The sequence below is a fragment of the Microcoleus sp. FACHB-SPT15 genome (assembly GCF_014849525.1).
In the GTDB taxonomy this organism is placed as follows: Bacteria; Cyanobacteriota; Cyanobacteriia; order Cyanobacteriales; family Coleofasciculaceae; genus Symplocastrum; species Symplocastrum torsivum.
In genome coordinates this window covers 175,256-201,097 of the sequence record NZ_JACJNU010000053.1, presented here as the reverse complement: position 1 = coordinate 201,097, position 25,842 = coordinate 175,256, and the positions used below count along the sequence as shown (strand labels likewise).

General features: G+C 43.8%; 23 protein-coding genes. 6 read left to right on the top strand and 17 right to left on the bottom strand.

Annotated elements, in window-relative coordinates:
* Positions 1 to 111: 111 nt before the first annotated feature.
* The 6 genes from H6F98_RS19945 to H6F98_RS19920 all read right to left on the bottom strand — a co-directional run bounded on the left by H6F98_RS19945 (position 112) and on the right by H6F98_RS19920 (position 5,713).
* Positions 112 to 1,332 carry a glycosyltransferase family 1 protein gene (locus H6F98_RS19945; protein WP_192220441.1) on the bottom strand — a complete coding sequence of 407 codons (1,221 nt, stop codon included), beginning with the start codon at positions 1,330 to 1,332 and terminating at the stop codon, positions 112 to 114.
* Positions 1,333 to 2,100 carry a class I SAM-dependent methyltransferase gene (locus H6F98_RS19940; protein ID WP_192220440.1) on the bottom strand — a complete coding sequence of 256 codons (768 nt, stop codon included), beginning with the start codon at positions 2,098 to 2,100 and terminating at the stop codon, positions 1,333 to 1,335.
* Positions 2,101 to 2,114: 14 nt separating this feature from the next.
* Entirely contained in the window at positions 2,115 to 3,263 is a 1,149-nt protein-coding gene (locus H6F98_RS19935) for a DegT/DnrJ/EryC1/StrS family aminotransferase (RefSeq protein ID WP_313929901.1), read from the bottom strand.
* 8 nt (positions 3,264 to 3,271) lie between these two features.
* On the bottom strand, positions 3,272 to 4,222 hold the full coding sequence (locus H6F98_RS19930; RefSeq protein WP_192220439.1) for a bifunctional 2-polyprenyl-6-hydroxyphenol methylase/3-demethylubiquinol 3-O-methyltransferase UbiG: 951 nt from the start codon (positions 4,220 to 4,222) through the stop codon (positions 3,272 to 3,274).
* Between the two features lie 199 nt (positions 4,223 to 4,421).
* Positions 4,422 to 4,856, bottom strand: a complete 435-nt coding sequence (locus tag H6F98_RS19925) for a hypothetical protein (RefSeq protein WP_192220438.1) — start codon at positions 4,854 to 4,856, stop codon at positions 4,422 to 4,424.
* A 122-nt stretch (positions 4,857 to 4,978) separates the two neighbouring features.
* Complete coding sequence (locus H6F98_RS19920) at positions 4,979 to 5,713, bottom strand: methyltransferase domain-containing protein (protein ID WP_192220437.1); 735 nt, start codon at positions 5,711 to 5,713, stop codon at positions 4,979 to 4,981.
* 153 nt (positions 5,714 to 5,866) lie between these two features.
* Here H6F98_RS19920 and H6F98_RS19915 point away from each other — a divergent pair, with 153 nt between their 5' ends.
* Positions 5,867 to 6,835: a glycosyltransferase family 2 protein gene (locus tag H6F98_RS19915; protein ID WP_192220436.1), complete on the top strand. Its 969-nt coding sequence runs from the start codon at positions 5,867 to 5,869 to the stop codon at positions 6,833 to 6,835.
* 3 nt (positions 6,836 to 6,838) lie between these two features.
* Here the strand turns inward: H6F98_RS19915 and H6F98_RS19910 are convergent, their stop codons facing one another.
* The 9 genes from H6F98_RS19910 to H6F98_RS19870 form a co-directional block, all read right to left on the bottom strand.
* Positions 6,839 to 7,801, bottom strand: a complete 963-nt coding sequence (locus H6F98_RS19910) for a glycosyltransferase family A protein (RefSeq protein ID WP_192220435.1) — start codon at positions 7,799 to 7,801, stop codon at positions 6,839 to 6,841.
* A gap of 40 nt (positions 7,802 to 7,841) precedes the next feature.
* Complete coding sequence (gene wecB / locus H6F98_RS19905; RefSeq protein ID WP_199348705.1) at positions 7,842 to 8,942, bottom strand: non-hydrolyzing UDP-N-acetylglucosamine 2-epimerase; 1,101 nt, start codon at positions 8,940 to 8,942, stop codon at positions 7,842 to 7,844.
* A 5-nt stretch (positions 8,943 to 8,947) separates the two neighbouring features.
* Entirely contained in the window at positions 8,948 to 10,006 is a 1,059-nt protein-coding gene (locus H6F98_RS19900; protein ID WP_192220433.1) for a polysaccharide biosynthesis protein, read from the bottom strand.
* The gene (locus H6F98_RS19895) at positions 9,993 to 10,886 is read right to left on the bottom strand and encodes an SDR family oxidoreductase (RefSeq protein ID WP_192220432.1); all 894 of its coding nucleotides are present in this window, start codon (positions 10,884 to 10,886) and stop codon (positions 9,993 to 9,995) included. Before H6F98_RS19895 ends, H6F98_RS19900 begins: the two co-directional genes overlap by 14 nt.
* A 56-nt stretch (positions 10,887 to 10,942) precedes the next feature.
* The gene (locus H6F98_RS19890) at positions 10,943 to 11,683 is read right to left on the bottom strand and encodes a methyltransferase domain-containing protein (RefSeq protein WP_192220431.1); all 741 of its coding nucleotides are present in this window, start codon (positions 11,681 to 11,683) and stop codon (positions 10,943 to 10,945) included.
* Between the two features lie 51 nt (positions 11,684 to 11,734).
* Positions 11,735 to 13,042 (bottom strand): polysaccharide ABC transporter ATP-binding protein, encoded by a 1,308-nt coding sequence (locus H6F98_RS19885; protein ID WP_192220430.1) that lies wholly within the window; start codon positions 13,040 to 13,042, stop codon positions 11,735 to 11,737.
* Positions 13,043 to 13,094: 52 nt separating this feature from the next.
* Positions 13,095 to 13,916, bottom strand: coding sequence for a bifunctional 2-polyprenyl-6-hydroxyphenol methylase/3-demethylubiquinol 3-O-methyltransferase UbiG (locus H6F98_RS19880; protein ID WP_192220429.1), 822 nt, complete (start codon positions 13,914 to 13,916; stop codon positions 13,095 to 13,097).
* Positions 13,917 to 14,006: 90 nt separating this feature from the next.
* Positions 14,007 to 14,825 (bottom strand): bifunctional 2-polyprenyl-6-hydroxyphenol methylase/3-demethylubiquinol 3-O-methyltransferase UbiG, encoded by an 819-nt coding sequence (locus H6F98_RS19875; RefSeq protein WP_192220428.1) that lies wholly within the window; start codon positions 14,823 to 14,825, stop codon positions 14,007 to 14,009.
* A gap of 125 nt (positions 14,826 to 14,950) precedes the next feature.
* Positions 14,951 to 15,775, bottom strand: coding sequence for an ABC transporter permease (locus H6F98_RS19870; protein ID WP_192220427.1), 825 nt, complete (start codon positions 15,773 to 15,775; stop codon positions 14,951 to 14,953).
* A 217-nt stretch (positions 15,776 to 15,992) separates the two neighbouring features.
* Between H6F98_RS19870 and H6F98_RS19865 the strand changes: the two genes are divergently transcribed.
* The 3 genes from H6F98_RS19865 to H6F98_RS19855 all read left to right on the top strand — a co-directional run bounded on the left by H6F98_RS19865 (position 15,993) and on the right by H6F98_RS19855 (position 19,102).
* Positions 15,993 to 17,015 carry a GTP-binding protein gene (locus H6F98_RS19865; RefSeq protein WP_192220426.1) on the top strand — a complete coding sequence of 341 codons (1,023 nt, stop codon included), beginning with the start codon at positions 15,993 to 15,995 and terminating at the stop codon, positions 17,013 to 17,015.
* A 70-nt stretch (positions 17,016 to 17,085) separates the two neighbouring features.
* Positions 17,086 to 18,033: an alpha/beta fold hydrolase gene (locus tag H6F98_RS19860; protein ID WP_192220425.1), complete on the top strand. Its 948-nt coding sequence runs from the start codon at positions 17,086 to 17,088 to the stop codon at positions 18,031 to 18,033.
* A 97-nt stretch (positions 18,034 to 18,130) separates the two neighbouring features.
* On the top strand, positions 18,131 to 19,102 hold the full coding sequence (locus H6F98_RS19855; protein WP_192220424.1) for a GTP-binding protein: 972 nt from the start codon (positions 18,131 to 18,133) through the stop codon (positions 19,100 to 19,102).
* 23 nt (positions 19,103 to 19,125) lie between these two features.
* On the opposite strand, the gene H6F98_RS19850 is transcribed toward H6F98_RS19855, so the two are convergent.
* Positions 19,126 to 21,534 carry a transglycosylase SLT domain-containing protein gene (locus H6F98_RS19850; protein WP_192220423.1) on the bottom strand — a complete coding sequence of 803 codons (2,409 nt, stop codon included), beginning with the start codon at positions 21,532 to 21,534 and terminating at the stop codon, positions 19,126 to 19,128.
* 420 nt (positions 21,535 to 21,954) lie between these two features.
* On the opposite strand from H6F98_RS19850, the gene H6F98_RS19845 reads away from it, so the two are divergent.
* Complete coding sequence (locus H6F98_RS19845) at positions 21,955 to 22,143, top strand: hypothetical protein (protein WP_192220422.1); 189 nt, start codon at positions 21,955 to 21,957, stop codon at positions 22,141 to 22,143.
* A 58-nt stretch (positions 22,144 to 22,201) separates the two neighbouring features.
* Positions 22,202 to 23,173 (top strand): putative 2-dehydropantoate 2-reductase, encoded by a 972-nt coding sequence (locus H6F98_RS19840; protein ID WP_192220421.1) that lies wholly within the window; start codon positions 22,202 to 22,204, stop codon positions 23,171 to 23,173.
* On the opposite strand, the gene H6F98_RS19835 is transcribed toward H6F98_RS19840, so the two are convergent.
* Positions 23,163 to 25,772 (bottom strand): U32 family peptidase, encoded by a 2,610-nt coding sequence (locus H6F98_RS19835; RefSeq protein ID WP_192220420.1) that lies wholly within the window; start codon positions 25,770 to 25,772, stop codon positions 23,163 to 23,165. The two genes, H6F98_RS19840 and H6F98_RS19835, sit on opposite strands and share 11 nt — an antisense overlap.
* Between the last annotated feature and the right edge of the window lie 70 nt (positions 25,773 to 25,842).

The window sequence follows — 25,842 nt, the reverse complement described above, 5'->3', positions numbered from 1 at the left end:
TAAAGTGAATTTGTTGAAAGTACGGTTTAGCTACTGTAGCTAACCGTACTTTTACTTTATGAATAAACACGACTTTATTTGTAGATATCCTTCCCTCACGATTTGTCAATACTAACTAGTCCAACAACGCCGAATCGCTTCAAATTCATCCAGAATTAAGAAGACTCCTTTAACATAATCCTCCCCAGTCCATTGGCTTGCTCGTGCTAAGCCACGTTCTACAAGAGTCTGACGCAAAGCTTTATCATCCGAAAGTGACTTGATAGCTAAAGCAATCTCTTCTGGTTTTTTTGGGTTGACTAACAAGGCTGCATCCCCTATCTGCTCCTTAGCTCCTGAAACCTCTGAATACACTACAGGACAACCCAAAGCAAATGCTTCTAAGGGAGGTAAGTTATCAGGACCAAAAAATGACACAAAGGTAAGGGCAAAGGCATTGCGGTAGAGAGAAATTAAGTCTTCTTGAGGTACAAACCCTAGAAAAGTTACGTGTTCAGTGAGATCGAGTTCAGCCACTAGCTGCTTGATATATGGCTGATTCCCCTTGTCAGAACCAACAAAGACAACTGGAAAAACAAGCTCATACTTATCGCGTAACCATTTAACAGCTAGGAGTAAATTAACGTGGTTTTTGTGTGACCAGAACTGAGCTGGATAAAATAAATAATTGTTAGGAATGTTGTATTTCTCAAGAAATTTACTTTCTTTGCATAAAGGTGCATTTAAGGCAAATTGAGGAGTGGGAAGAGGCAAAAGCTTAATCCGTTCAGTAGGCACTTGGTAAAAACGCTCAATTTCAGACTTTCCTGCCTCTGTTCCAGCAATGATGAATGAGGCTCTTTTTAAGAGTGTTGTATAAAACTGTTCTCGTTTATTCCATTGCTCTTGTGTGCCTACTTCTGGAAAATAAGGTTGTAGGCGATGTTGTAAATCCCAAACTGTGGTGATAAATGGTAGTTCCATGGTTAGACAACCTGGTGTTAAAGACCAGGTAATTTCGATACCACGGCTGACAAGAGAATCTAGGATAAAATTTTGATATAAATCTTCTTTTTGAAAGTTAATTCTAGGATTTTGCAGCTTTTGCAAGAGTCTAGCCCTAGTTCGAGAAAGCTTAGCGCGGAAACGTTCTTTCAAACTGCGATGAAGAGATACAAATTGAATATGTTGGACTGATGAGAGTTCTGGAGGTGGTTGTTGATTCCAACTGTATAAGACAAAAGTATGACCGCTTCCTGCTCCACAGTTGACTAATGAATGAAATAATTCGCTTTCAAACGTGTAGCTTCCACCGCTTTCTGGTAATTCTCCTACAAAAATACCAACTTTCATTTAGCCTCGCCCGACACAGTAGACTCCCCAAGTATCAAACCCTGGCTCACGCTTGGTCATCCACTCCCGACATTCGATCAACTTCAACTGAGAGTCTGCAAATAGTAAATCGACTTCTGGTTTAAATAAATAACGCATTTGGTGAGTTTCCTGAAGTTCCTCAACCGAACCTGTGTTTTTCTCTTTGATGAAGACTTGATAATTAACATCCACTAGGTTCTGATTAGGATGCATCACGGGTTCGGCAATCCGGGTGATACTAATTTCTTCATCTTCCAAACGCTTGACGCGGGTAGAAGGGCGATCGCTTAATACAGCAGGCCCATACCAATAATCAAAGATAAAGACCCCATGGGGTTTAAGATGGGCTTTTACTGTAGCAAAAGCAGCTCGTAAGCCCTCATTCGTAGTCTGGTAGCTGAACACATGAAACAGAGAGATAATTGCATCAAACTGCTGATTGATACGGATTTCTCGAATATCTCCCTGATAAAATGCCAATCTCGATGCTAATTCTTGGGGGAGTTGGGAAACGCGATCGCTAGCTTGCTGTAGCATTTCCGTACTTAGATCAACACCGTGAACGTTGTACCCCTCTTTAGCCAGTAGCTGTGCATGAGTGCCAGTGCCACACCCCAACTCTAGAAGGGATTGGGTGTTAGGAGCATGAGTCTGTAGCAGTTGATGAATAAACTGTGCTTCTCCTGCATAGTCCTTGTCGCGGTAAAGCAAGTTATAGTAGCGGGCGTAGTTGCCGAAAACCTTCATACTCAATCAAGACCTTATTTCAATATCTCGACAACGGCTTGTGCGACTTGTTCAATTTGTTCATCACTCAGTGCTAGTCCACTTGGGATATAGAAACCACGGCGAGCGATTCTTTCGGCTACAGGACAAGATTCTCCATCAAATAAGCCTATGTTTCGCAAGACAGGCTGCTCATGCATGGGATAAAAGAAAGGTCGCGTCCCAATTTTGTATTGGCTTAAACGGCGCATTGCTTCTTTAGCATCAAAGGGCACCTCATCCTTGAGAACAATCCCATATACCCAATAAATATTCGCAGCATAATCCGTTTGTGGCACAGGTAGTTGTAGTTCAGGAATATCTGAAAGTAGCTCTGTGTACAATTGCCCCATCCGGCGTTTACGAGCGACAAATTCATCAAGTCGCTCTAGTTGGGCAACACCCAATGCCGCTTGCAGGTTACTCATGCGGAAGTTCCAGCCCAACTCTTCATGAACAAAGCGGTTCTGAGGCTGGAAGCACAAGTTTCGGAGCGATTGACAGCGTTCGGCTAGCTGTTCATCATCAGTGACAATCATCCCTCCTTCACCCGTCGTAATATGCTTGTTAGGATAAAAACTGAAGGTACTCAGTGCGCCAAAACTGCCGCATGGACGACCTTTGTAGGTTTGACCGTGCATTTCAGCGGCATCTTCAATGATTTGCAGTCCATATTTATCTGCTAATGCGAGTACGGGTTCCATATCTACAGGCAATCCATAGATATGGACAACCATAATTGCTTTTGTCCTCGGTGTGATTTTCGCCTCAATCTGGCTGACATCCATATTCCAGGTATAGGCATCAGAGTCCACAACAACAGGTACAGCACCTGCCCGAACAATTGCTGCGGCACAGGACATTATCGTGAATGCGGGCAAAATTACCTCATCCCCTTGACCTAAACCTAAGGCAGCAACGGCAGTATCGAGAGCGACGGAACCATTACAAACAGCGATACCGTATTGGCGTTCCACACGAGTTGCCAACTGCTGTTCAAATTGCTTAACAAACGGGCCTTCTGAGGAAATCCAGCCTGTATCAATGCATTCGTTCAGGTACTTCTTTTCATTACCGTCAAGTAATGGCTCGTTGACTGGGATTGGGTTCATCACTGACTCGATAATTTCTGGGGATGCGATCACCTTGTAATTTATCCTTTAACCAAATGAACACAAGCTACAGCACGGGCAGCGGCGGCTAAGTCTGCCTCTACAGGAATTGGACTTGGCAATTGTGGGTGCTGCCATGCGTTTGCAACCCATTCGACATACTCACACTCTGCACAATCCTCTGCCGTAGTTAGCTGCCAACCATTAGTGGTATATCGGTAGAAGGTTTCCGTTACTTCGCTAGCTGAGCCAAACGCGTCTACAGCACGAGAGAGTAATTCGCGATCGAACTGCTGAAACATACCAAAGTGGCGATGAACTCCGAAGGGAACACTCAAAAATAAAGCACCACCTAGCTTGAGTACCCGACGCAGCTCCTTCATGGCAAGAACAAAATCGTCTGATTGATTCTCTCGGTAGCTTTCATCCTGAGTGTAAAGGATATTGTCACAACCGATGTGTTCTAGTGTAGACAGACAAACAATCGCGTCATAATAATCATCTCGGATAGGAATGTCGCGCAAGTCATCATACAAATAGGAAACTCCCTTCTGCCAGAAACAGTTTCCCTCTGGAGCCAGTGTCAGGATGTGCAGCTTCTTGTTGTCAAATATTGGATGGTTGAGAATAAAGTCATAATTTAAGACAGAACCAGCATCTAAAACACACTCCGCCTCAACTGGTAGATGAGAGACTAACCAGGGATACTCAATGCAGCGTTCATCAATCCCAATTCCATAATCATCAGGAAGGGGTTGGCTATTACGAAAACCTTCTAGCAAAGAGTCGTCTGATAGAATCTGAGCCATCAACTCAGTATGATAAAGCCCATAGCCGGATGACCAAGGAATTCTGCCATTTTTAAAATACTCCTGTAATATCTGCTCGTTAGTTTTTGGTAGCCTTCCTGTCGAATACCTGGCAGCATTAATAACAACTGGCGGCAGCAGACTCTTAGCAAGTTTTTTGATGGTAATGGTATTTTTTTTCATTGCCCTCAAGCCGTGGCTCAGTAATAAGAAGTTGGTTCAGCACTTAGAGGATGTCTAAAAAGTTACTGTTGGCACGCTTACAAATAACGATCCCCCTAAATCCCCGTTAAAAAGGGGGACTTTAAGAGTTTTCTCGTCCTTTTTTAAGGGGGGCTGGGAGAATCGAATACTCTTTGTTTGATACTTCTCAGACATCCTCTTATTCAACAATTTTCGCTTGCTGTGCCGTAATGCCAATAAACCGAGTTTTATCCTGCTCACCCACATAGGGACCTTGTTTAACTTCAATCATCTCAATTTCTTCTAGCACCTCAAACCCATGACCCCCAGTAACTAAAAGAATTACATCACCCGCTTCAAGGATACGGCTTTCTAGATATTCCTGTTGGTCGTTGTAAAAGTCTATCCGCAACTTTCCCTTTTTGATAAAGAGGACTTCTTGGGTATATTGCACTTCCCGAACAACAGGGTTATGAACGTGGGGTTCAATAACTTTGCCCGTTGGATGACGCATATAGGCAAGCTGTTGAGACAGTTCATTTGGGGTGAAAAAGTGAATCCCTGGCTCATTGAACTGATGCCAGATGATGATTGCTAACAACTGACCGTGATAGATTATGGATTCGGGCTGCACCTTAGATACTCCAAGATATAATGGCTCTATTTAATCAAGTGCGAAAACAGTTCTAAAATTGGTAGCAAATAAGCTTTGGGGTTAATTCCCATGAGTAAAGTCATGAATCAACAACGAGATAATTACTGCTTTTGAAAGACTAAATATAAGGACTTCCCTTCCCCAAATTTTCTAAAAAACTCTCCTAGATAACGAAATCCATTTTTCCCGAAAAAATCTTTAACATATTCTTTCGGTAAAATGCAGGGATAAGTATGGGAGTACATGAGCCAGGATTTTAAATTTTCATTATCAAAACATTCCTCTGAAAAAATATCAAATACAGCAAAGCCATCTTTCTTAGTGACTCTAGAGATTTCTAAAAAATATTTACAAGTTGTGAGAAATGGTGTATATACAAATACACCATTTCCATGAACGAGGTCAATAGAGTTGGAGCTTGTTTTATTTAAACTTTCTCCTGTTGTTGGATGAGAAACTAGGTTGTATGTCTTTGCTAGCCATTCAGCCCAATCCTGATCAATTTCATAGCTTTCGTAGGAATCTATATCAAAGCTTTTGAGAATGGTATCTGCAAACATACCCGTTCCAGTTCCAATTTCACAAATCCTTCTCGTTGCTGGAGTCAAAGCGCCAAATTCTTTAAACTTATCAATAACTTGCTGCGATATACCTTGTTCTTGCCACTGGTTCTCAACATACTCAGTGACAGTCTGATTGTTGGCTGCTGCTGCTTCTATGGTTTCTTGAGCTACTATATATCCACTGGGTTTTGGTGAAATCCGAGTCAGTCTTAACCCTCTTGTTTCAAGGATTTTGTTTGCGGATTTGCCAATACTCACAATTAATTGATTCATGTCTATTCTCTGGGTTAATTGAGCGATCGCTAATAGAACTCTTTAGAATTCTTGACAAGAATTAGTTGTTATGAATACTAGATGAATTGCATAGACTACCCATAACCCGTTAATTTACTAAACTTTAGTCCAGAATCCACACAAAACTTAATCATGGCTTTCCGAAAGAGCAGAAAAATTACGGTCGTTATACCGACTTACAATCGAGGCTCCTATATTATTGATACGATCGACAGCTTTCTTAATCAAGATTATCAGGATTTTGAAATTATTGTTTGCAACAATAATTCAACTGATAATACACAGGAAGTTTTGGAAGCCTACCAGGGTAATAATAAAGTACACTTACTTTTTGAAAAAAGACAAGGAGTGCATTTTGCCCGTAACACTGCTGCTAAATACGCTAGCGGTGATGTCCTTTACTTTACAGATGATGATATGGTGGCAACGCCGAATCTTCTTTCCGAGATTGTTAAGGTGTTTGAGTTAGGTTACAACGTTGGTAGTGCCACGGGACGAGTTTTGCCGAAATGGGAAGTTGACCCTCCACAATGGGTTGAAAACCTTTTATTTAATCATGTGTTAAGTCTCAATAACCCACCTGAAGACTTAATTATATCAAGTTACGATTGCAATGTTTTCAGTTGTCACCAAGCGATATTGAAGGAAGCCTTTTTTCAAACAGGGGGGTTTAATCCAGAAAATGTAGCAGGTTTTTGGATTGGCGATGGTGAGACAGGCTTAAATATAAAAATTAAGGAACTTGGCTATAAGTTTGCTTACATTGGTTCATCCGTTATCTACCACAGAATACCGCCCCATAGGTTCACTCAAAAACACTTAAGTAATCGATTTGAAAACCACGGACGTTGCGATGCTTACACCACTATCCGAGCGAACAAAGGAATGATTAATCTGCCTAAAGAAACCCTCAGCGAATTAGGGTACTTCTTGAGCAAATTAAGGTTCAATTTGAGTAATAGTAGAAGGGATATTAATTATTTGAGGTTTATTGCACTTAATTTTATGTATATGTTTGGCAAGTTGTCTTACTACAAGAAGGCAAGCCACAATCCAGATTTGATGGAGATGATTCTTAAAGAAAACTGGTTGGAAGAATGATTTTTAAGGCTTCATTTTATTGTAGAAAAAATGAAGTTTTTGAATTAGCCCATTCACTGCAGGATTTGTCAGGTTATTGAAGGCAAAAGTTAATCTCTTTATCGAACGTCGTAAAATATTTTTATATGAAAAAAATGCTAGCTTACGAGCCTCTTGTGCGTAATGAATAGCCCCAAAACCTCGATATAGTATTTCCATATACATCCAGGCTAGAAAAACCTCATTCTCATCTTGATAGTTTAGGTTTGGGAAGAAATTATCTAATGTTAATTCATTGTGAATAAAATCACAAAAAGCTAATGAGTCTTTTTTGTGACGCTCAGACATTGTATATGAGCCTCGATTTAAATGCTCTCTTTTGAAGGTTACTGTATTACTGTTTAAATAAAATGGGGCTATTGTCACTAAGCGAAAACCCATTTCAACATCTTGCATAGTTAGATTTGATTCCTTGAAAACCCCTGTTTTTCCAAAACAAGATTTGTGGATAGTTAGGGTACACATATCTACCCCACCTAATAACACAGCTTCACGACAATTGGTTACTTTTTGAATAGGATAATTCACATCTTCAATAAAATTTCCTTCAGAGTCAATTGTCTTGATTTTGCAAAAAATAACCTTTGCTTCTGGATTGCTCTCTAAGAACTTAAGGTCTTCTTCTATTCGGCTAGGGGCAAAGAGATCGTCATGACTTAACCAGGCAAACCATTCTCCCTTCATGTTCTTGATGCCTAAGTTAAGCGCCGAAGCAACTCCGCCATTTTCCTTATAAAAATAGCGAATTTTATCTCCATAAGATTTGGCGATCGCTTCGGTTTTACCTCCGTCATTAGACCCATCATTCACTACAATTACTTCAAAATCTTTCGAGGTTTGCCCCAAAGCGCTATCAATGGCTTCTTTGAGATAATCAGAGCCATTGTATACAGGGATAACAATAGAGACTTTCGGGTTCGATGTCATTTTGCTAAAAGCAAATTACTATATGCCGATATTCGTTGTACTAACCTTTTTGAACAAACGCTCCTGCCGTTGGCAAGTAGCCGATTAAGCTCTTTACAACTGTATTGCTTACCTGCTCCACTAGATATTCAGGTGGTATTGTCCATTGGCAAGTTGACTGAGTTACCGTGCGAACACATTGGAGAATCATCTCTGGATCTGCACCACTGAGGATATTGCTGCCACATTCGATTGTCTCCGGACGCTCTGTAACATCTCTGATGGTGACATTAGGAACTTGAAAGATACAACACTCTTCCTGTACCGTACCGCTATCACTCAGTACACAAAAAGCATTCTGCTCTAAAGCAATAAAATCAAAGAACCCGAAGGGAGCAAGAAACCGAATTTGTTCATTGTTCAGACTGACACCATAGCGTTGCAGCTTGTTCTGGGTGCGGGGGTGCAAACTGCAAATGAGGGGCAGTTGGTATTCTTTTTGTAGTCGTTCTAGTGCTTGAGTTAAGGCAATGAGGCGTTCTTCAACATCGACGTTTTCTTGCCGATGCATGGTAACTAGGAAGTATTTACCGGGTTCTATGCCGAGACTGGATAATATGTTTGATTTCGCGATCGCATCCTGATAATGCTGGAGTACCTCATAAATTGGGTTGCCGATCACATAGATGCGCCGTCCCTCAATTCCCTCACGAAGCAGATTAGCTCGACTACGCTCCGTATAAGGCATCAAGATATCGCTACTGTGGTCAATAATCCGGCGATTCACCTCTTCCGGTACGCGATCGTCATAGCATCGGTTTCCTGCTTCCATGTGATAGACAGGAATGCCCATGCGTTTGGCAACAATTGCAGCAAGAGCACTATTCGTATCACCAAGTAGTAGCAGCTTATCGGGTTTTTCAGCAGCAAGAATGCGATCGCTTTCGGCAATAATCTTGCCAATCTGTTCACCAAACGTGTCGCCACGAACCCCCAAGAAATAATCAGGTTTTCGGACACCGAGTTGCTGGAAGAAAATGTCGCTGAGGTTGGGGTCGAAGTTCTGTCCCGTGTGTACTAATACGTGGTGACATAAGCGATCGAGCTTCTCAATGATTCGACTCAGGCGGATAATCTCTGGACGTGTGCCCAGAATTGTCATAACTTTCATGCAACCAGAGCGTCCTCAAATGCCGGTTGGTCTTCTACCAAAAGATGGTTCTGTCCTAGTAACTTTGCCAACTCAGACTTCGACATCACATTATCTGCTGAACTATATTCCTTGGTCAGTGGACTTTCAACACTTGCCGTGCCTCTCAGTTCGGGTAGCATTGGCAGAATCGCATAATAATCCCCTCGCTCGATGGTGCGATAGGCTTCCTCTTCAGATACCAGAATTTCATGGACTTTTTCACCGGGTCGAATGCCACTAATCAAGGTTTGGATTGGGCGATCGCCTATTAGCACTTCCGCAACATCAACGACTCTGGCTGATGGCACTCGTGGGATATAAGTTTCTCCTCGTTCCCCATATTTCACAGCCGCGAAAATAGTATCTACAGCTTGTTCGAGACTCAGGAGAAATCGTGTCATTTCCCTTGTTGTAACCGTAACGGGACCACCACGGCGAATCTGGTAGTGGAACAAGGGAATTACAGAACCACGGGAAGCAAGGACATTCCCATAACGAACACAAATGAAGCGAGTATTCGGACAATCCAAGTTAGCTCGAATGATGATGCGTTCTTGAATTGCCTTGGTCATTCCCATCACATTAACGGGTTTGCAGGCTTTGTCTGTAGATACCCCGACAACCGTTTCAACTGGCAGTTGATGTTCGCGAATCACACGGACGATATTTTCGGCACCGCTAATGTTCGTTTGCACTGCCTCGTAGGGAAAGTATTCGCAGGTTGGAACTTGCTTGAGTGCAGCCGCGTTAAACACAACATCCGCATTGCGGAGTACGGTACTAACACTGTGATAGTTGCGGATATCCCCAATCTGAAACTGCAAAAGTTCCTCAAAATTGTGATAAATCACTTCATCGGTAGCCGTTTCCCGCCGTTGATAGGCAAGCCGCATGGTATGTTGCTTGGCTTCGTCACGGGAGAACACAACAATTTTACTCGGTCTACCCAGTTCCCCTGACAGCAAGCGCCGTACTAAAACCTTACCCAAGGAGCCAGTGCCGCCTGTAACGACAATTCTTTTACCTGATAGCATAATCACCTCGGAGCTTGGAATACGGCGTTGGGTCTTGATACATCTGCTCGATCATGTCTTGCCAAGAGGGAGGAACGAATTCAGTTGCTTGTCTGAAGCGATCGCTATTTAAACTGCGATCGCATAGGAATACCTCATCCGGTTCGATCTGGATATTCAGTCTATATACTTCTTTCACTAGCGATAAAAGCTCAAACTTATTGATCGGTTCGGCGGCAACGTGCCAAATTCCCTGCAAATCTGAGTGCTGGGTGATAATTTGAGCAATAATCTCGGCAAGGGCATGAGTCGTGAATCCGCTGAATATAGCTTTCTTGTATCCACGGATAGATTTCCCTTCTTGACTCAAAAACCAATCAATTAAGCCGTATGAAGTTCCAAACTCTCGTCCGATAATTGATGTCCGCAGTGTGAGACAACCTTCGCCACCCACCTCACCCAGTAACTTAGTTCTCCCGTACAAGTCTTCTGCATCAGCCACATCACTTTCTAGATAGTTTCCTTTGTGTCCTGAAAAAACGCAATCTGTGCTGATGTGAATTAGGCGAATACCGGCAGCTTGGCAGACTTGAGCTAAACGGTGTGGGAAAAGAGCATTGACTGAGATGCTCGGTAATGGATCTTTTGCGGCAAGCTGTTGTTTAACAATGCCAATGCAGTTGACTACATATTGGGGTTTGGCAAGTGCGATCGCACGCACAATACTGTCAAAATTCTCAACCGATACATTTCCCAACAACTGTTCTTGAGCAAGTACTGGATGTCCAGCAAAAGTATCTGTACTAGAGCGCACCGTGGCGAGTACCTCAAATTGTTGAGAAAAAACTTGGGTCAACTTGTGACCCAACATACCATTAGCACCCAGAATGAGAATACGCACTAGCTTATAACCTCTTAAAGCCTATCTAATTTTTTTAGCTAATAAATATCTGTAATTTAAGCTCTCTCCTCGACATTCTTAGACAATTTATTAATCTTAAAAGGGTTTAAAATTTGTTTCGCTTTTCTTGTTGTGCGCCTCCACAATGCTAAGGCTAGCTCATCAGTTGCTACCTCTTCAAATGAGTCCATTTTCTTTGTTTTCTCTAGACTTTCTCCAAAATTACGAAACGCCCAGATGGCACCAAAAGGTTTTTCCAAAGGTTGCTCATCTTCATCAATAAAATGATACTCTTTACAGCAAATTAGCTCCCAACCCTCACCAAAATCTTCTGGAGACCATCCCGAACGATGGGTTTGCCAATAACCACCACCCATACCCCAGCGGTCTGATTTATTTGGGTCGTCGTAAGTTTGAGGATAGAAGCCCAACGGGGTATAAATCATAACCTGCTGACGGGCAACTCGTTCAGCTTCTTTGAGAAACTTTAAGCCATCTTCCTTTTCCATGTGTTCAATTACATCAAGGGCAAATACTGAGTCCACTGACTTATCCGGCAAAATTTTCATTGCCCCATCCCAAGGACAATTAAGAAATACATATCTGGACTCATCTACACCCGATTGCTGTAACTTTTCAATATAGGGAAGGTAAGGTTCAACGCAGATATGTATCTTTGGTTTAACGAAGTATTGAGGACAAATCCCAGAACCAATGTCAAGGACAACATTTGTCTGAAGACATCTCTTCATTACTGCTTCATCGACTTCCTCTTTTGTTAACCAAGTTAAATTCATAAAAGTTATTTTCTCCTACTCCCGACTTTCAACAGAGATGTGAATTTAACGTTATTTTTTCTCCTCTAGATAATCGGTCTTCCAGTCTAGCAAGACTCGTACTGCACCACCCCAATCATCATCACTTGAGAAATAGTCGCCACGTACTCCTCCTGATGATTCGTGTACCTTAAAGTGCAAAACTTCATCTTCATGTGTAGAGGCAACATAGTTATCTTTCCATAACAGCACCGAAACGCTGTGACGACCGTTATTCAATAAATTTCCAGGAAATTGGCAAACACTTTTGAATAAACCATGAGGTCGTGTTTTCCCGTGCCAGTTTGGCTCATGATTGCTTAGAGAACTAAGAATCAATGTTCTCTCATGGTTCCAGATCAAAATAGTTGCTCCCGCTTTGATTCCTGGTTGAAGTACCCAGTACTCAACCTCGATACTGAAAGGATGCTGTATATCTATATCTGGTGTAGTAACTCCAGTGCGATCGCAAATGCTCACTCTATGTAAGCGTAAACTCTGACAACCAGGAGCATAATTTGGAGAAATCCAGACACGTTCGGCTAAATTTTCAAAGTCGCCACTAAGATATTGACTGATTACAGTTTTTGGTGAACCCGTTATTTTTACTTGCCCGTGTTCTAGAAGAATAGCCCTCTGACAGAGAACTTGAACGGTCGTCATATTATGACTCACAAACAACACCGTTCGTCCTTCTTTCTCTGCGACATCCTCCATCTTCCCCAGACACTTCTTCTGAAATTCAGCATCCCCCACTGCAAGCACTTCATCTACAATCAAAATCTCAGGCTCTAAGTGTGCAGCGACGGCAAACGCTAAGCGAACATACATCCCAGAAGAGTAGTGCTTGACTGGGGTATCTAAAAACTTTTCTACCTCTGCAAAGGCAACAATTTCATCAAACTTCTTTTTGATTTCAAATCGGCTCATCCCCAGAATCGCACCATTGAGAAAGATATTCTCTCTCCCGGTTAGTTCAGGATGAAATCCGGTACCCACTTCTAAGAGGCTAGCAACTCGTCCTTTAACAGTAATGCGGCCGCTAGTTGGTTCGGTGATGCGGCTCAAAATTTTGAGGAGTGTCGATTTTCCTGCACCGTTGCGTCCAATAATGCCGACGCGATCGCCTTTTTTTATCTCAAACGATACATCTTTCAGTGCCCAAAACTCCTCAACATCTGGGTCAGGAATCCTTTTGCCAAACGGCTTGAGCAAGGTGCGTCCCAAAGACTTGGTTCCATTAGCAATAACATCCCGCAACGCAGTATAACGCTCCCGTTGCTGGTGACCAATGATATATTTCTTACCTAGGTTCTCAACTCTAATGACCCTATCTGACATGCTTTTGATTTGTGGCTATCGCGTCTACCAACCTGCTTTGACGCATACAGCTTCACTCCTGAGGGTTCTTAGCCGTTAAGAAATTAAAAGTCTTATGCGTGCCGTTCCAGTATTCATTAAGCAAAGTAGCTTCAGGTTGTGATTGCTTGCAACAAACAAAGACCGCGCGATCGATGTAAGGTTCTTCTGGCTTTAAAAAACGAAAACGAGATTTAATCGTCGATAAAAAATCCCGATTATTTAACCTATCTTTAGTATGTAACAATTCAGTTTCTTGAGTAACTAATTCCAGGCTAGATAGGGAATCAGTTAATCCTTTCATATTAAAGAACGTACAACTTGTTTCTTCATAAGGACTTTCAGAACCAATAGGACAAAAGAGTATTGCCCGTTTATTGTCATCCATATACATTGCTGTTTCTAGGATTAATGTACCCCCTTCCTGCAAAACGTCTTTAACCAACTTTAATGCCCATAAAGGATACCTGAGATGATAGAAGACTCCCGGAAATATAACGACATCAAACAGACCAAAAGTTTCGGGTTTTAAATCTAGGACATTTAATTCATACATCTTAATGTTTGATTTTAAATAAGGTATTAATAGATTTACCGCTCCAGGTGATAAATCGTTGTCTATACCAATCACCTCTTTGGCACCAAGCTTTTCTGCCTCAAAACAAAACAGACCATCTCGACAACCGATATCAAGAACTCTCTTATTTTTAAGGTCGAGTGACCTTAAAGCTCTAAGTGCCATATTCTGGATTGGCACGTAATCTTCATATCCTGAAGTAGAAATATTTTCTGTTAATTTAATAATGTGATAAAAATCATATTTTTTAAGCTCTTCTCTAAGTTGATTGTCATCCATACTTAACACCTTTTTGTTTAAAAACGTATCTAATACACTTCGATTTGTGCCTTAGAGCGGGTCGATAGAGGAGCGTTGATGCACCTAACTTTATTTCAGAGGCTCCTTAAAGGTATTATGTGTACTGTTCCAATATTCATTGAGGATAGTTGCTTCATTTTGTGATTGCTTGGAGCAAACTAAAGTTATACGATCTACATATGGCTTTATATAGGGCTTGACTAGGTTTAAAGACTTTATTCGAGTTTTAATAGTCGATAAAAAGTTTGTAGAGTTGGACAATTTTGGAGTGTACAGTAGTTCTGTTTCGTGAGTAACTAACTCCATGCTAGAGAGAGTATCAACTAGCCCTTTTACATTGAAAAATGTGCAATTTGTTACGCCATAAGGGCTATCAGAAGCTAGAGGACAAAATAGCATAGCACGGCTGTTATCATCAATGTTGATAGCTGTCTCTACAATTAATTTACCTCCTTCATATAAGACATCCTTAATCCGTTTTAATGCCCAAAATGGATATCTTAGGTGATATAAGACACCCGGAAATATTACTACATCAAACATTCCAAATGTTTCGGGTGTTAAATCCATAAGATTTAATTCATACATCTTAACGTTTGACTTTAAATAAGGAATTAATAAATTCACTGCCCCAAGAGATAGATCATTATCTATGCCAATAACCTCTCTAGCACCAAGCTTTTCCGCCTCGAATGAAAACAAGCCATCTCTACAGCCTATATCAAGCACTCGCTTGTCTTTGAGATCAATTGTCCTTAAAGCTCTAAGCGCCACATCCTGTATTGGCACAGCATCTGGATCTCCTGCTGTAGAAATGTTTTCTGTTAACTTGATAATGTGAAAGAAGTTATACTTCTTTAACTCGTCTATCAGTTGCTTTTCATCCATAATTAACACCCACTTATTAAATAATTAACAAAAGAGATTGGGGATTACAGGTTGTTCATTTTAGAGCTTATATTTTTTCTGGTTTATCAACCTATATCGGTTCTAACCAATCTTAGCTTTGTGGCTTAAATCACGTCAGCGAATGTGCGTTCAGTTTTGCGAAAGTACCAGATGCCACTGATAAATAATAGGGCAACTAATCCAAGCGATAGTGTAAATCCTGACCAATAAAGGTTTGACTCACCACCTAAAATTGCCCAACGGAAACCATCAATAACGCCTACCATAGGATTTAGAGAATAAAGGAGACGCCACTTCTGGGGGACAATACTACTGCTAAAACCGACAGGTGAGATATACAGACCAAACTGCACTAAGAAAGGTACCACATAGCGGAAATCACGATATTTTACATTCAGCGCTGACAACCACAACCCTACGCCCATTGACGCAGCAAACGCAATCAAAATAAATACTGGCAGTGTCAGAATACGCCAATTTGGGACAAAGTTGTACCACGCCATCAGCCCCAACATGATCATTCCAGAAATCAGGAAATCCACAAAACTGACAATCACTGAACTAGTAGGCACAATCAAGCGAGGGAAGTAAACCTTAGAAATTAAATTCGCATTACTTACCAAACTGTTGCTACATTCACTCAGCGCACTAGAAAAGAACTGCCAGGGAAGCATAGCGGAAAAGACGAGAATCGGGTAAGGTACACCCTCAGACGGTAACTTTGCCAGTTCCCCAAACACTATAGTGAAGACAACCATTGTTAAGAAGGGTCGAATCAGTGCCCAGGCAATGCCAATTACAGTTTGCTTGTAACGGACGAGAATATCGCGCCAAGCTAGGAAGTAAAACAATTCTCGGTAGCGCCAGAGGTCTTTCCAATACTGGCTTTCTGTGCGCCCCGCTTCGATAATTAATTCTTTGGTATGCATTAACTTGACTTTACCCTGGATGCCTTTCCCTCACGGGTTCAGGTGTCTCTTTGATTACTGACATTATCGTCTGAACACATTAGTACCTTTCTCCAGGCAATCAAGTCTAGCACCAATTCAAAAGGCGATCGCCTTTTTCACCAACTCCATAGAACATTTTTGCAACAGTAGCGTTCTTTAAGAGTGTCTACCCAGTAGCTGCACGAACCCCATAGCCATGACTAACTTTAGCAACCTGATAGAAACCAACAACCTAGATTTGCTTGAACGCGAGATACCCGTGACGATTATCACCGGATTTCTCGGAAGTGGCAAGACAACTCTACTCAACCACATTCTGCAAAATCGTCAGAACTTAAAAGTGGCGGTTTTAGTGAACGAGTTTGGTGAGATTAATATTGATTCGCAACTATTGCTCAGTGTAGATGAAAACATGATGGCATTGAGCAATGGCTGTATCTGCTGCACAATCAATGCTGGCTTAGTTGATGCCGTGCATCGGGTTCTGGAACGTCAAGAACACATTGACTACTTAGTGATTGAAACCACTGGCATTGCTGACCCCTTACCGATTCTGATGACCTTTCTCACCTCAGAATTACGTGATGTCACGCGAATTGACTCAATTTTAACCGTTGTAGATGCTGAAACTTTCACACCAGAGCATTTTGACAGCTCAGCCGCTTTTAATCAAATTGCCTACGGAGACATCATTCTGCTCAACAAGATTGACCTGGTTCCACAAAAAACGGTTGACCAGTTGGAAGACTATATCCGCACGGTGAAAGCGGAAGCAAAGGTACTGCGGTGTGAACAGGGTAAAGTTCCACTGCCTCTTATTCTCGATGTTGGGCTTTCCCAATCCAATACCTACCTAAATCCTGAAAGTGAATCCCACCACGACCACGAACATCATCACGCTAATTGCGATCATTTAGAAAATGATGGCTTTATGTCCGTATCGTTCATTAGTGATCGCCCTTTTATCCTAGAAAAATTTCAAGCCTTCATTGACAGGTTACCTGATAACATTTTTCGGGCAAAAGGTCTACTCTGGTTTAAAGAAAGCAAACTACGCCACATTTTCCAGCTCAGTGGCAAACGCTCTGACTTTCAAACCACTCAGTGGCAACATTCACCTAGCAATCAGTTAGTATTCATCGGGCGTGACTTAAAAACCGAGCAACTGCAAGAACAGTTAGCCAGTTGTTTGGAACCCGCAACAGCAATACAACATTAGCGAAATTACAGACTATCACCTAACGTCCCAAGCCCTAAAATAATAATCATTATTAGCACGTTGGATAATAATGACTGTTAGCAATCAAGACGCTACTACGTCTTTCACAAAATCAACTTCAACACCCGCCTCTACAGCGACTGGCATCGGAGGCGTTATTCAAAACTACCGCTGGACTTGGAACGAACAGCCAATCCAGGTAGTTTATGAAACCCTTGGTGAGGGAACACCTGTGTTACTGCTGCCAGCTTTTAGTACCGTCTCCACACGAGGCGAAATGCGGGGTATTGCACAAAGCTTATCCTCTCAGTTTCAGGTTATAGCTTTAGATTGGCCAGGTTTTGGGGATTCGGATCGTTTACCTCTAGAGTATCAATCCGCTTTGTACCACCAGTTTTTGCAAGATTTTGCCAGGGATATCTTGAATACTCCCACGGCTATAGTTGCGGCTGGTCATGCGGCAGGATATGCGATGCAGTTGGCGAAAAATACGCCAGACTCCTGTTCAAAAATTGTCTTAGTTGCTCCGACATGGCGCGGCCCACTACCGACAATGGGGGCAACGCCGCAGGTTGCTGGTGGTGTGAGAGGGTTGGTGCGATCGCCTTTCTTCGGTCAAGTTCTCTACCAGATGAACACGACTTCCTCATTTCTACGCCTGATGTATGGGCGTCATGTTTATGTGGATAAATCCCAGTTAACCCCAGAGTTTATTGCCAACAAGCGACAAGTTACTCAGCAACCGGGGGCAAGGTATGCTCCTGCCGCATTTGTGACAGGTGCGATTGACCCGGTACAGGAACGCAGTGACTTTCTCGCCTACTTTCAACCGTTACCCGCACCTGTGATGGTAATCATTGGTGAAAAGGTGCCACCTAAGTCAAGGGAAGAAATGGATGCGATCGCTAAATTACCTGGTGTCCAATCCACTACACTCCCTGGTTCCTTGGGAATGAATGAAGAGTATGCCAGCCTCATTGCACCAATCATTAAGGATTTTCTGGGAACTGTTAGTTAAGGCAGACAGACATAGATAATCAATTCGGCATTAGCAACAGTTGCAAATTGTTAGCAATGTCTGATAATGATTATCATTACAGGAAAATAATCAAACTATGGTTACTGCCACCTCATCAAGTTCTGTACCAGTTACCGTTCTGACAGGTTACCTAGGAGCGGGGAAAACAACACTCCTCAACCGCATCCTTACCCACGAACACGGGCTTAAGGTTGCTGTGATTGTCAACGAGTTCGGTGAAGTCGGTATCGATAACCAACTGGTCATTGACACCGATGAAGAAATCTTTGAGATGAACAACGGTTGCATCTGCTGCACTGTGCGGGGGGATTTGATTCGGATTATCAGCAATCTGATGCGGCGGCGCAATAAATTCGACCATTTGGTAATTGAAACTACGGGTTTAGCTGACCCCGCACCCGTGATTCAAACCTTTTTTGTCGATGAGGATATGCGCGAACAGATGCAGCTTGATGCTGTAGTGACGGTGGTGGATGCCAAGCATATCTGGGAACATTGGGACAGCAGCGAGGCACAAGAGCAGATTGCTTTTGCCGATGTGATTTTGCTCAACAAAACTGACTTGGTGACAGCAGAACAGCTAGATGAGTTGGAGAAGCGGATTCGAGGGATGAATGCGATGGCGAAAGTTTACCGCACCCGCAACTCAGAGTTAGAGATGGATGCTCTTTTGGGGGTCAATGCCTTTGACTTGAATCGCGCTTTGGAAATTGACCCGCAATTTTTGAGTGAAGATGCTCATGAACATGATGAATCGGTGTATTCTGTGGCACTGGTAGAGTCGGGTGAACTGGATGGAGAAAAGTTGCAACAGTGGATGAGCAAGCTGTTGCAAACTCAGGGACCCGATATTTTCCGGATGAAGGGTATTCTCAATCTTTCAGGGGAAGACCATCGCTTTGTCTTTCAAGGCGTTCATATGCTGTTTGAGGGTACACGCGATCGCCTTTGGAAGCCTGAGGAAACCCGTAATAATCAACTTGTCTTCATTGGTCGTAATCTAGACGAAGCAAAACTCAGAGAAGATTTCAGAGCCTGCTTTGTTTAACCACAGTATCAATGAGCGAGGGGTCACTGATGCATTGCTGTTGATTGGGTAGCTGAGTGCTTATCCAACCGCGCTTGCACCTGAGGATCATACAACCGTAAGTAATTCCAGTAGTTGCCAAAAACTTGCTTGACGTAATCTCTCGTCTCATCAAACGGGATAGTTTCAACAAATTCATCTGGATCTTTGGGTTGCTTCTCCCTAATCCATCGGGAGATGTTACTCTGACCTGCGTTGTAACTTGCGATCGCAAATAAAGAGTTATCTTTGTGGGCTTGATGAGTCTCATCAAGCAACCACGTCCCTAACTTAATGTTGTCGTTGGGATTATCAAGAGCATAGTTCTTCAACTTGATTCGTTTAGCCACCAAGGCACCAATATTGGGCATCATCTGCATCAAGCCAACAGCACCCGCCTTGGAACGAATCTCTGGATCGAATCGAGACTCCTGTCGAATTACAGCCGTCACCAACAGAGGATTAACACCAAACTCTTGTGACTGCTCTTCGATGAGTTCTAGAAATGGAGTTGGATATAAGGCTTGCCAGTAGGTTAGTTGTTGCTGGAGAGCCTGATACTGGGCTTGCTCTTCAGGTTTTTCGCGATCCTCCAGACTCGAAATCTTAGCAATTCCTCCTAAATAGTCGCCTACACCCATACGCAGTAAACCATCAGTGAATTGCTCCATAACAGTTGGGTGGAGTCGGTTTTGAAATTCAGCTTGCCAGAGTATCCAGGCATCCCGTTCTTGACCAAGTTGGTAAAGTTCTTTCAATGCGGGAGAACCCATAGGTAGAGGTGGTCGTGTAGCAGGCAAAATGACTTGAGGATTTAGCTTACGCACGGTTGTGAAGTCTCCCACATCCCAGCCGAGTTGCACTGCCGACCGCCACGCATAGTAAGACTGCGAGTGATTAGCGACTACCTGTTCAAACGCGGCTTTTGCTTCCTGCTGATACCCTAACTTATTCGCCCATTTGCCGACCCAAAAGCCTGCCTGACGAGCCAGATGACTGTCGGGGTTGTTTGTCGCAATCGGCTTCGCCCATTTGAACGCCGCTTCTAAATCTCCTGCTTTTGCCTTTGATTGAGCCACCTGCCAGCGATAATCTGCTGCTGCCTCAGAATTGCCATACTTAGTTAACAACAATTGACGAGTTTGAGCGGCGGCTTTGTCGTTTCCAAGGCTATCAAGGGTTACGGCTTTGGCGTAGAGTGCCTCACCAGCATGGTCAGGGAATTGATTAACGATTTTGTCAAGTAATGGTAGTACCTCTGTAGTTGGCTTCAATTGAGCAACTTGGAGTAGAGCAGTCGGTGTTTCCTCAGCATGAGGGAAGTCGCGCCCCATTTTTTTGTAAGCAAGCATCGCGTCTTGTGGATGCTCAGCATACTGAAGTCCCAGTGCGACCAAGTAGGCATTACGGGGTGTGCGTGGAGCTTTGGTGTATGCGGTACTCGCTTGACCATATTTTCGCTCGTTCCAATAGCCGAGAGCGATCGCTTCCCAATCTTCTGGCTGGATCAGGGGCTTGTCGTTGCGCCCTTCTGCCTCACCGTATCGGCTTACTAGTTTGTCGAGTACCAAGCTAATATCTGGTGTATCAAAGGCATACCTTGCCAATAACAACATCAGTTGTGGCTGACGAGGATTTTCCTTGAGCCGATCACGGGCTATTTGTAGAATTCGAGGATGTGAAGGGAATTGAGTAATAGCTATATCCCAGTATTGTGGATCATCGGCTGAGAAGGAGTACCAGTGTCGCACTGGATCTGAGATTGGGTGAGGGCGAAATTCCACACCTGCTGTTTTCCAGTACTGCGGATCGCTTGAAGAGATTTGATACAACGCTTCGGCAGCTTGTGGCTCATTAGGGTAGCGTTTGAGCAAATCTTGCCAAGCTTCTAGCGCTTTAGCCTTGTTACCCGTAAGTTCATAAGCGCGTGCGCGCTTGAGGAGAATTTGTGCTGCCAATACAGGATAGTCCCACTCTAATCCTTCTAACCAACGAAGCGCCTTTTCTCCCTGCTCCTGCTCAATTAAATCAGCCGCCAATAAGTAACGGGCGCGAGAGCGATCTAGGGGTTCTAGCTCAAGGGAGATGGAGGTGACAGCGTTTTGCTGCGGACTAAAAACACTTCGCTCTCCCGACGCTAACACTTCTAGTTGCTCTGTCCGCTGTTTCTTCGGGAGTGACACAAGTTGAAGCACTGATGTATTGACTTTTTTCCCTTGCATCAAAGGGTTTTGTTCCTGAAAGGGGAGCCAGACACTCCATTGCTTGATCTGGCTACTGTGGTTGGTTACCAATAGGGTTGTGCCTATTAGCAGCGCAGACACTCCAGCACTAGAAGCAACTGCAAGTAGTTTTCTCCGTCGTTCACGTTTTAAGGGATTATACCGGGAGAAAATCAGACGTGGCTTATTCATAGAACCTCTTAGTGATGCACTGCCGTTTCAGCTCTAAATGAATGGTTGCTTTCAGATTATGCAAGTTATATTTTAGGCAGTACCAAGTAATGCGAGAATCCACCGTTGCAGGTAGAACTGGCATACTATTATCTATTAAGCAACCCCAAAAATTGCATCAATCGTAGGGCAGATTGACCTGAAATTGATTAAGTTGATGGGGGTTTATTTCTACTCAATCGCCTAGAAATATATCTCCATTGTCTATTATCCAACGTTGTCTCACTTGTGATCCCCCAATCTTCTATATAGGCTCCTGTAAGGCAAGGGAGCAGCCCCGGAGATTTTGACCGAAGAAGTTGTGGTCGTTGTTCAGTAGCACGTTCTCTGTGGCAGAGTTTGATATAGGGATACCACAAAAACTTTGTTTAGAGAAAACAGATGGATCGTTCAAAACTAGTTGCAATTATTACTGGGGCGATTTCAATCCTTTTAGCGATCGCTTATCTCCTCCTTGTCCAATTCTTGGACTTCCGAGGCGAGATGATACCCGCGCCTGTCAGTCAGCTTCCCCAAGGGGTTGAAGTAGTCGAGGGCTACTTGATGCAGGAGGTTCCTCTTCTCCGTTGATTGGAGAGGAATCAGGAGTGAGGGTGTCCAGGAACAAGCAAGACAGGAGGAATTTGAGATGAACTCAACATCTAATCGCACTTACGCCATCCTTGGCACAGGTGCCTTGGGTGGTTACTATGGTGCATGTCTACAACGAGCAGGCTTGGATGTTCATTTCTTGTTGCGTAGCGACTATGAACATGTTAAGGAACATGGTCTGATTGTTGAATCTCCAGACGGCGATTTTATTCTCCCTCACGTCAATGCTTATCAGGATGTTGCGAAAATGCCAGCTTGTGACGTTGTGGTTGTTGCCCTCAAGACAACGCAAAACCACCTGCTGCCTGAGATGCTACCCAGTGTGGTTAAGGATAAGGGTGTAGTCTTGGTATTGCAAAACGGTCTAAATATCGAAGAGGACGTTGCCCAAATTGTTGGAACACAACGGGTAATTGGGGGCTTGTGTTTCTTGTGTTCCAATAAAGTGGAACCGGGGCATATCCGCCACCTCGACTACAAGGAAATTAAGCTTGGCGAATATACTCCTAACTATCAACCGGGTGGCATTACTGAACGAATGCGTCAAATTGCTGGTGACTTTGAACGTTCTGCTATCCCCATCCAGTTAGCAGAAGACCTGTTGCTTGTTCGCTGGCAGAAACTAGTCTGGAACATCCCCTACAATGGGCTTTCTGTAGTTCTGGATGCCACAACGGATGAATTAATGGCTGATGAAGATGCTCGGTTATTAGTTGAGCAGTTGATGAGTGAAGTGGTTGCTGGTGCAGCAGCGGCTGGCCGTATGATTAGCGATCGCGTTATCCAACAAATGCTCGACCATACAGAAAAGATGACACCATACCGCACCAGCATGAAGATTGACTATGATGAAAAGCGTCCTTTGGAAGTAGAAGCAATTGTCGGTAATCCATTGCGTTCTGCTAGTGCTGCTGGTGCTAATGTGGCATTGATTTCAATGCTTTACCACCAGTTGAAGTTTCTTGATGCCAAGAATCGCTGTTCAAAGGGTTGGATTGTCAATGGATAACAGGTGTGGATACTCCCAAAGGCCCGCGAGTTACGCCAAGCTGATTTTGCAGCTTCAGCTTTTTCCAGAGTTGAGAACCTGTAATCTCTCCCTGTAGCAGTTGGTTGTAGCGATGAATCGTCTGCTTTACCTGATCAGGTGTTTCGTTGACAAATTCAATTCGGAAGTAGCGCACACCCAGTTCTATCAAACGTTGCACATATTCTGCTCCGGTTTGGGCGGTGCCATTGAATATGGTGTTCCGACAGCCAGCATCCGCTTGGAGGATATGTTCTGTACCAACGCGATCGCGTAACTTCACCTCATGCTTCTCACAGGGTCGTCCACAGTTGGTGTAGTCCGTCCCCGTTGATAGAAAGGCACAGAATACACAATGTTCCATGTGAAACATGGGCATATGCTGATGAACTGTTACCTCAAACCAATGAGATGGGCAACTAGTAAGCAACTCTTCCAATTGGTTGATGTTCAAGTCGTAAGATGGTGTAAGTCGTTCCAGCCCAAATTGCTGCTTAAAGTAGTCTGCTGTCAAAGGATTGGCAACGTTGAGGGCGAAATCCCCAAGGCAACGCTCTGCTGCAAAGAACTGTAACTGGTCAAAGTTACGCACCAGATAGCCGTCCGCTTCACAGGATCGTACTTGCTGCAAGATATAGTTCTCCCCTGGTTTGGTAATCCGAGGTGGCGCAACCCAGATGGTTTGGTTTGAAATTTGATTCTGTCGAACTAACTGCACGGCTTCTCGGTAAGCACGGGGGTCTTCAAATTCACAATAGAGTGTCTCAATTCCTGCTTGGAGTGCCGCTTGCAGTTGCTTCAAGTTTCGCACCAGCACAATCAGGGATGGCGAGATGGAGAGATCGGGAGATGAGGAGATCGGGAGTAAATCTTGAAGGGAATCGTTTGAGTTGAGTTGCCAGTATTTGGGTAGCGATCGCAATTCCTCCAACTGTGTCACAACCTCGCGCCGCAGATGGTTCAACTCGCTTACAGGTAGCATAACTGCACCAATGAGGTGATTAGTCAATGCTTTTAAACAGAAAGGCGTATTCCCCAGACGACCTAACTGTTCTTGTAAACGCTCTATTGTTAGGGGTTTCGTATGCGCTTCGACTAGGGGCATTGAGGACTCGACCTGAACAACATGACCGAGTTCGTCACGGGCAATTACGGTTAATGGTTGAGCATTTTCTCCATGAATTTCCAGGTCAATCGGACGCTGAAATTGCGGATTATCTCCAGCAAAACTCTGGCGCAGTTGCTTATCTAGTTCTGGGTCACTGGTTTTCCAGACTTTATTGCCGATGTCTATCCGTCGCCAATCTAAGTCACGTCGCCCAAATGTCAGTATGGTTTCTTGACCTCGCTGTTCCACGGCATAGACTCGCCCCCCTTCTTCCTTTGCTTCTGGATGACCACTGTCAAAGACAACACCATCTCCCGGTTTGACTGGCGCTTGCAACCGCAGTATCACTTGTTCATTGCGGATACGGGTGACTTCACCCAAGTAAACCCCACGCTTTTTGCCAAAGCGGGCATGAACCAGTTCCTGATTATTAATTCCTCGAAACCAACCTGTATGGACTCCACGCGAGAAAGCCATCTCTAGGTTGTAGCGTTCTTGGTTCTTTACCTGGTATTGGTTGGGTTCACCCCACCCCGGCACGGAGAGAGGAGCTTGAGTTCCCCCTTCCCTTGCAGGGAAGGGGGTTAGGGGGTTAGGTCTTTCTGTCTCCGCCATCACCCGATCCAGCGCTTGTCGATAAACGCGAGTGACATTGGCAACATATTCTGGTGTTTTCAAGCGACCTTCAATTTTCAGGCAACTCACCCCTGTTCTGACTAACTCTGGCAGAACCTCTAACCCCGCTAAGTCTTGGGGACTGAGCAGGTATTTGCGATCGCCCAAATCCACCGCTTTGCCATCAGCAATTAGCTCATAAGGCATTCGGCAAGCTTGGGCACACTCTCCCCGATTAGCAGAACGCCCCCCTAACGCTTCACTCGTCAAGCATTGACCAGAATAGGCAACACACAAAGCACCATGCACAAAAACTTCTAGCGGCAGTGAGGCATCCCGTTGTGCAAGCTGCTTCTGAATTTTGTTGATTTCCTTGAGAGAACATTCACGCGCCAAGACAACCAACTGGCAGCCAAGTGATTTAGCAAATTCCACCCCAGTCGCACTGGTAATGGTCATCTGAGTAGAGGCATGAATGGGAAAATCGGGCGAGAGATGGCGAATAAGACGACAAATCCCAACATCTTGAACGATAACAGCATCGACACCCGCCGCAATAATTGTACGAAGATACTGCTCTGCCTTTACCAATTCCTTAGGAAAGACCAGCGTGTTGAGGGTGACATAACCTTTCACTCCCCGACGATGCAGGAATGCCATCAAGCGGGGCAAGTCTGCCTCTGTGAAGTTTTGCGCCCGCATTCGCGCATTAAACCGCTCCAACCCGAAATAGATGGCATCTGCCCCGTTTTCCACAGCAGCTTTGGCACAGTCCCAATTCCCTGCTGGGGCAAGCAGTTCTGGTCGTTGAAAACTAGGTTGGGTAGCTTCGGGGAGTTGTGTGCGATCGGCGTTCATCAGCTTTGTAGCGGGTTAGATGGCACTAACCAACAGTTAGAGGTTCATTTGCCATGATACCGCTGCTGAT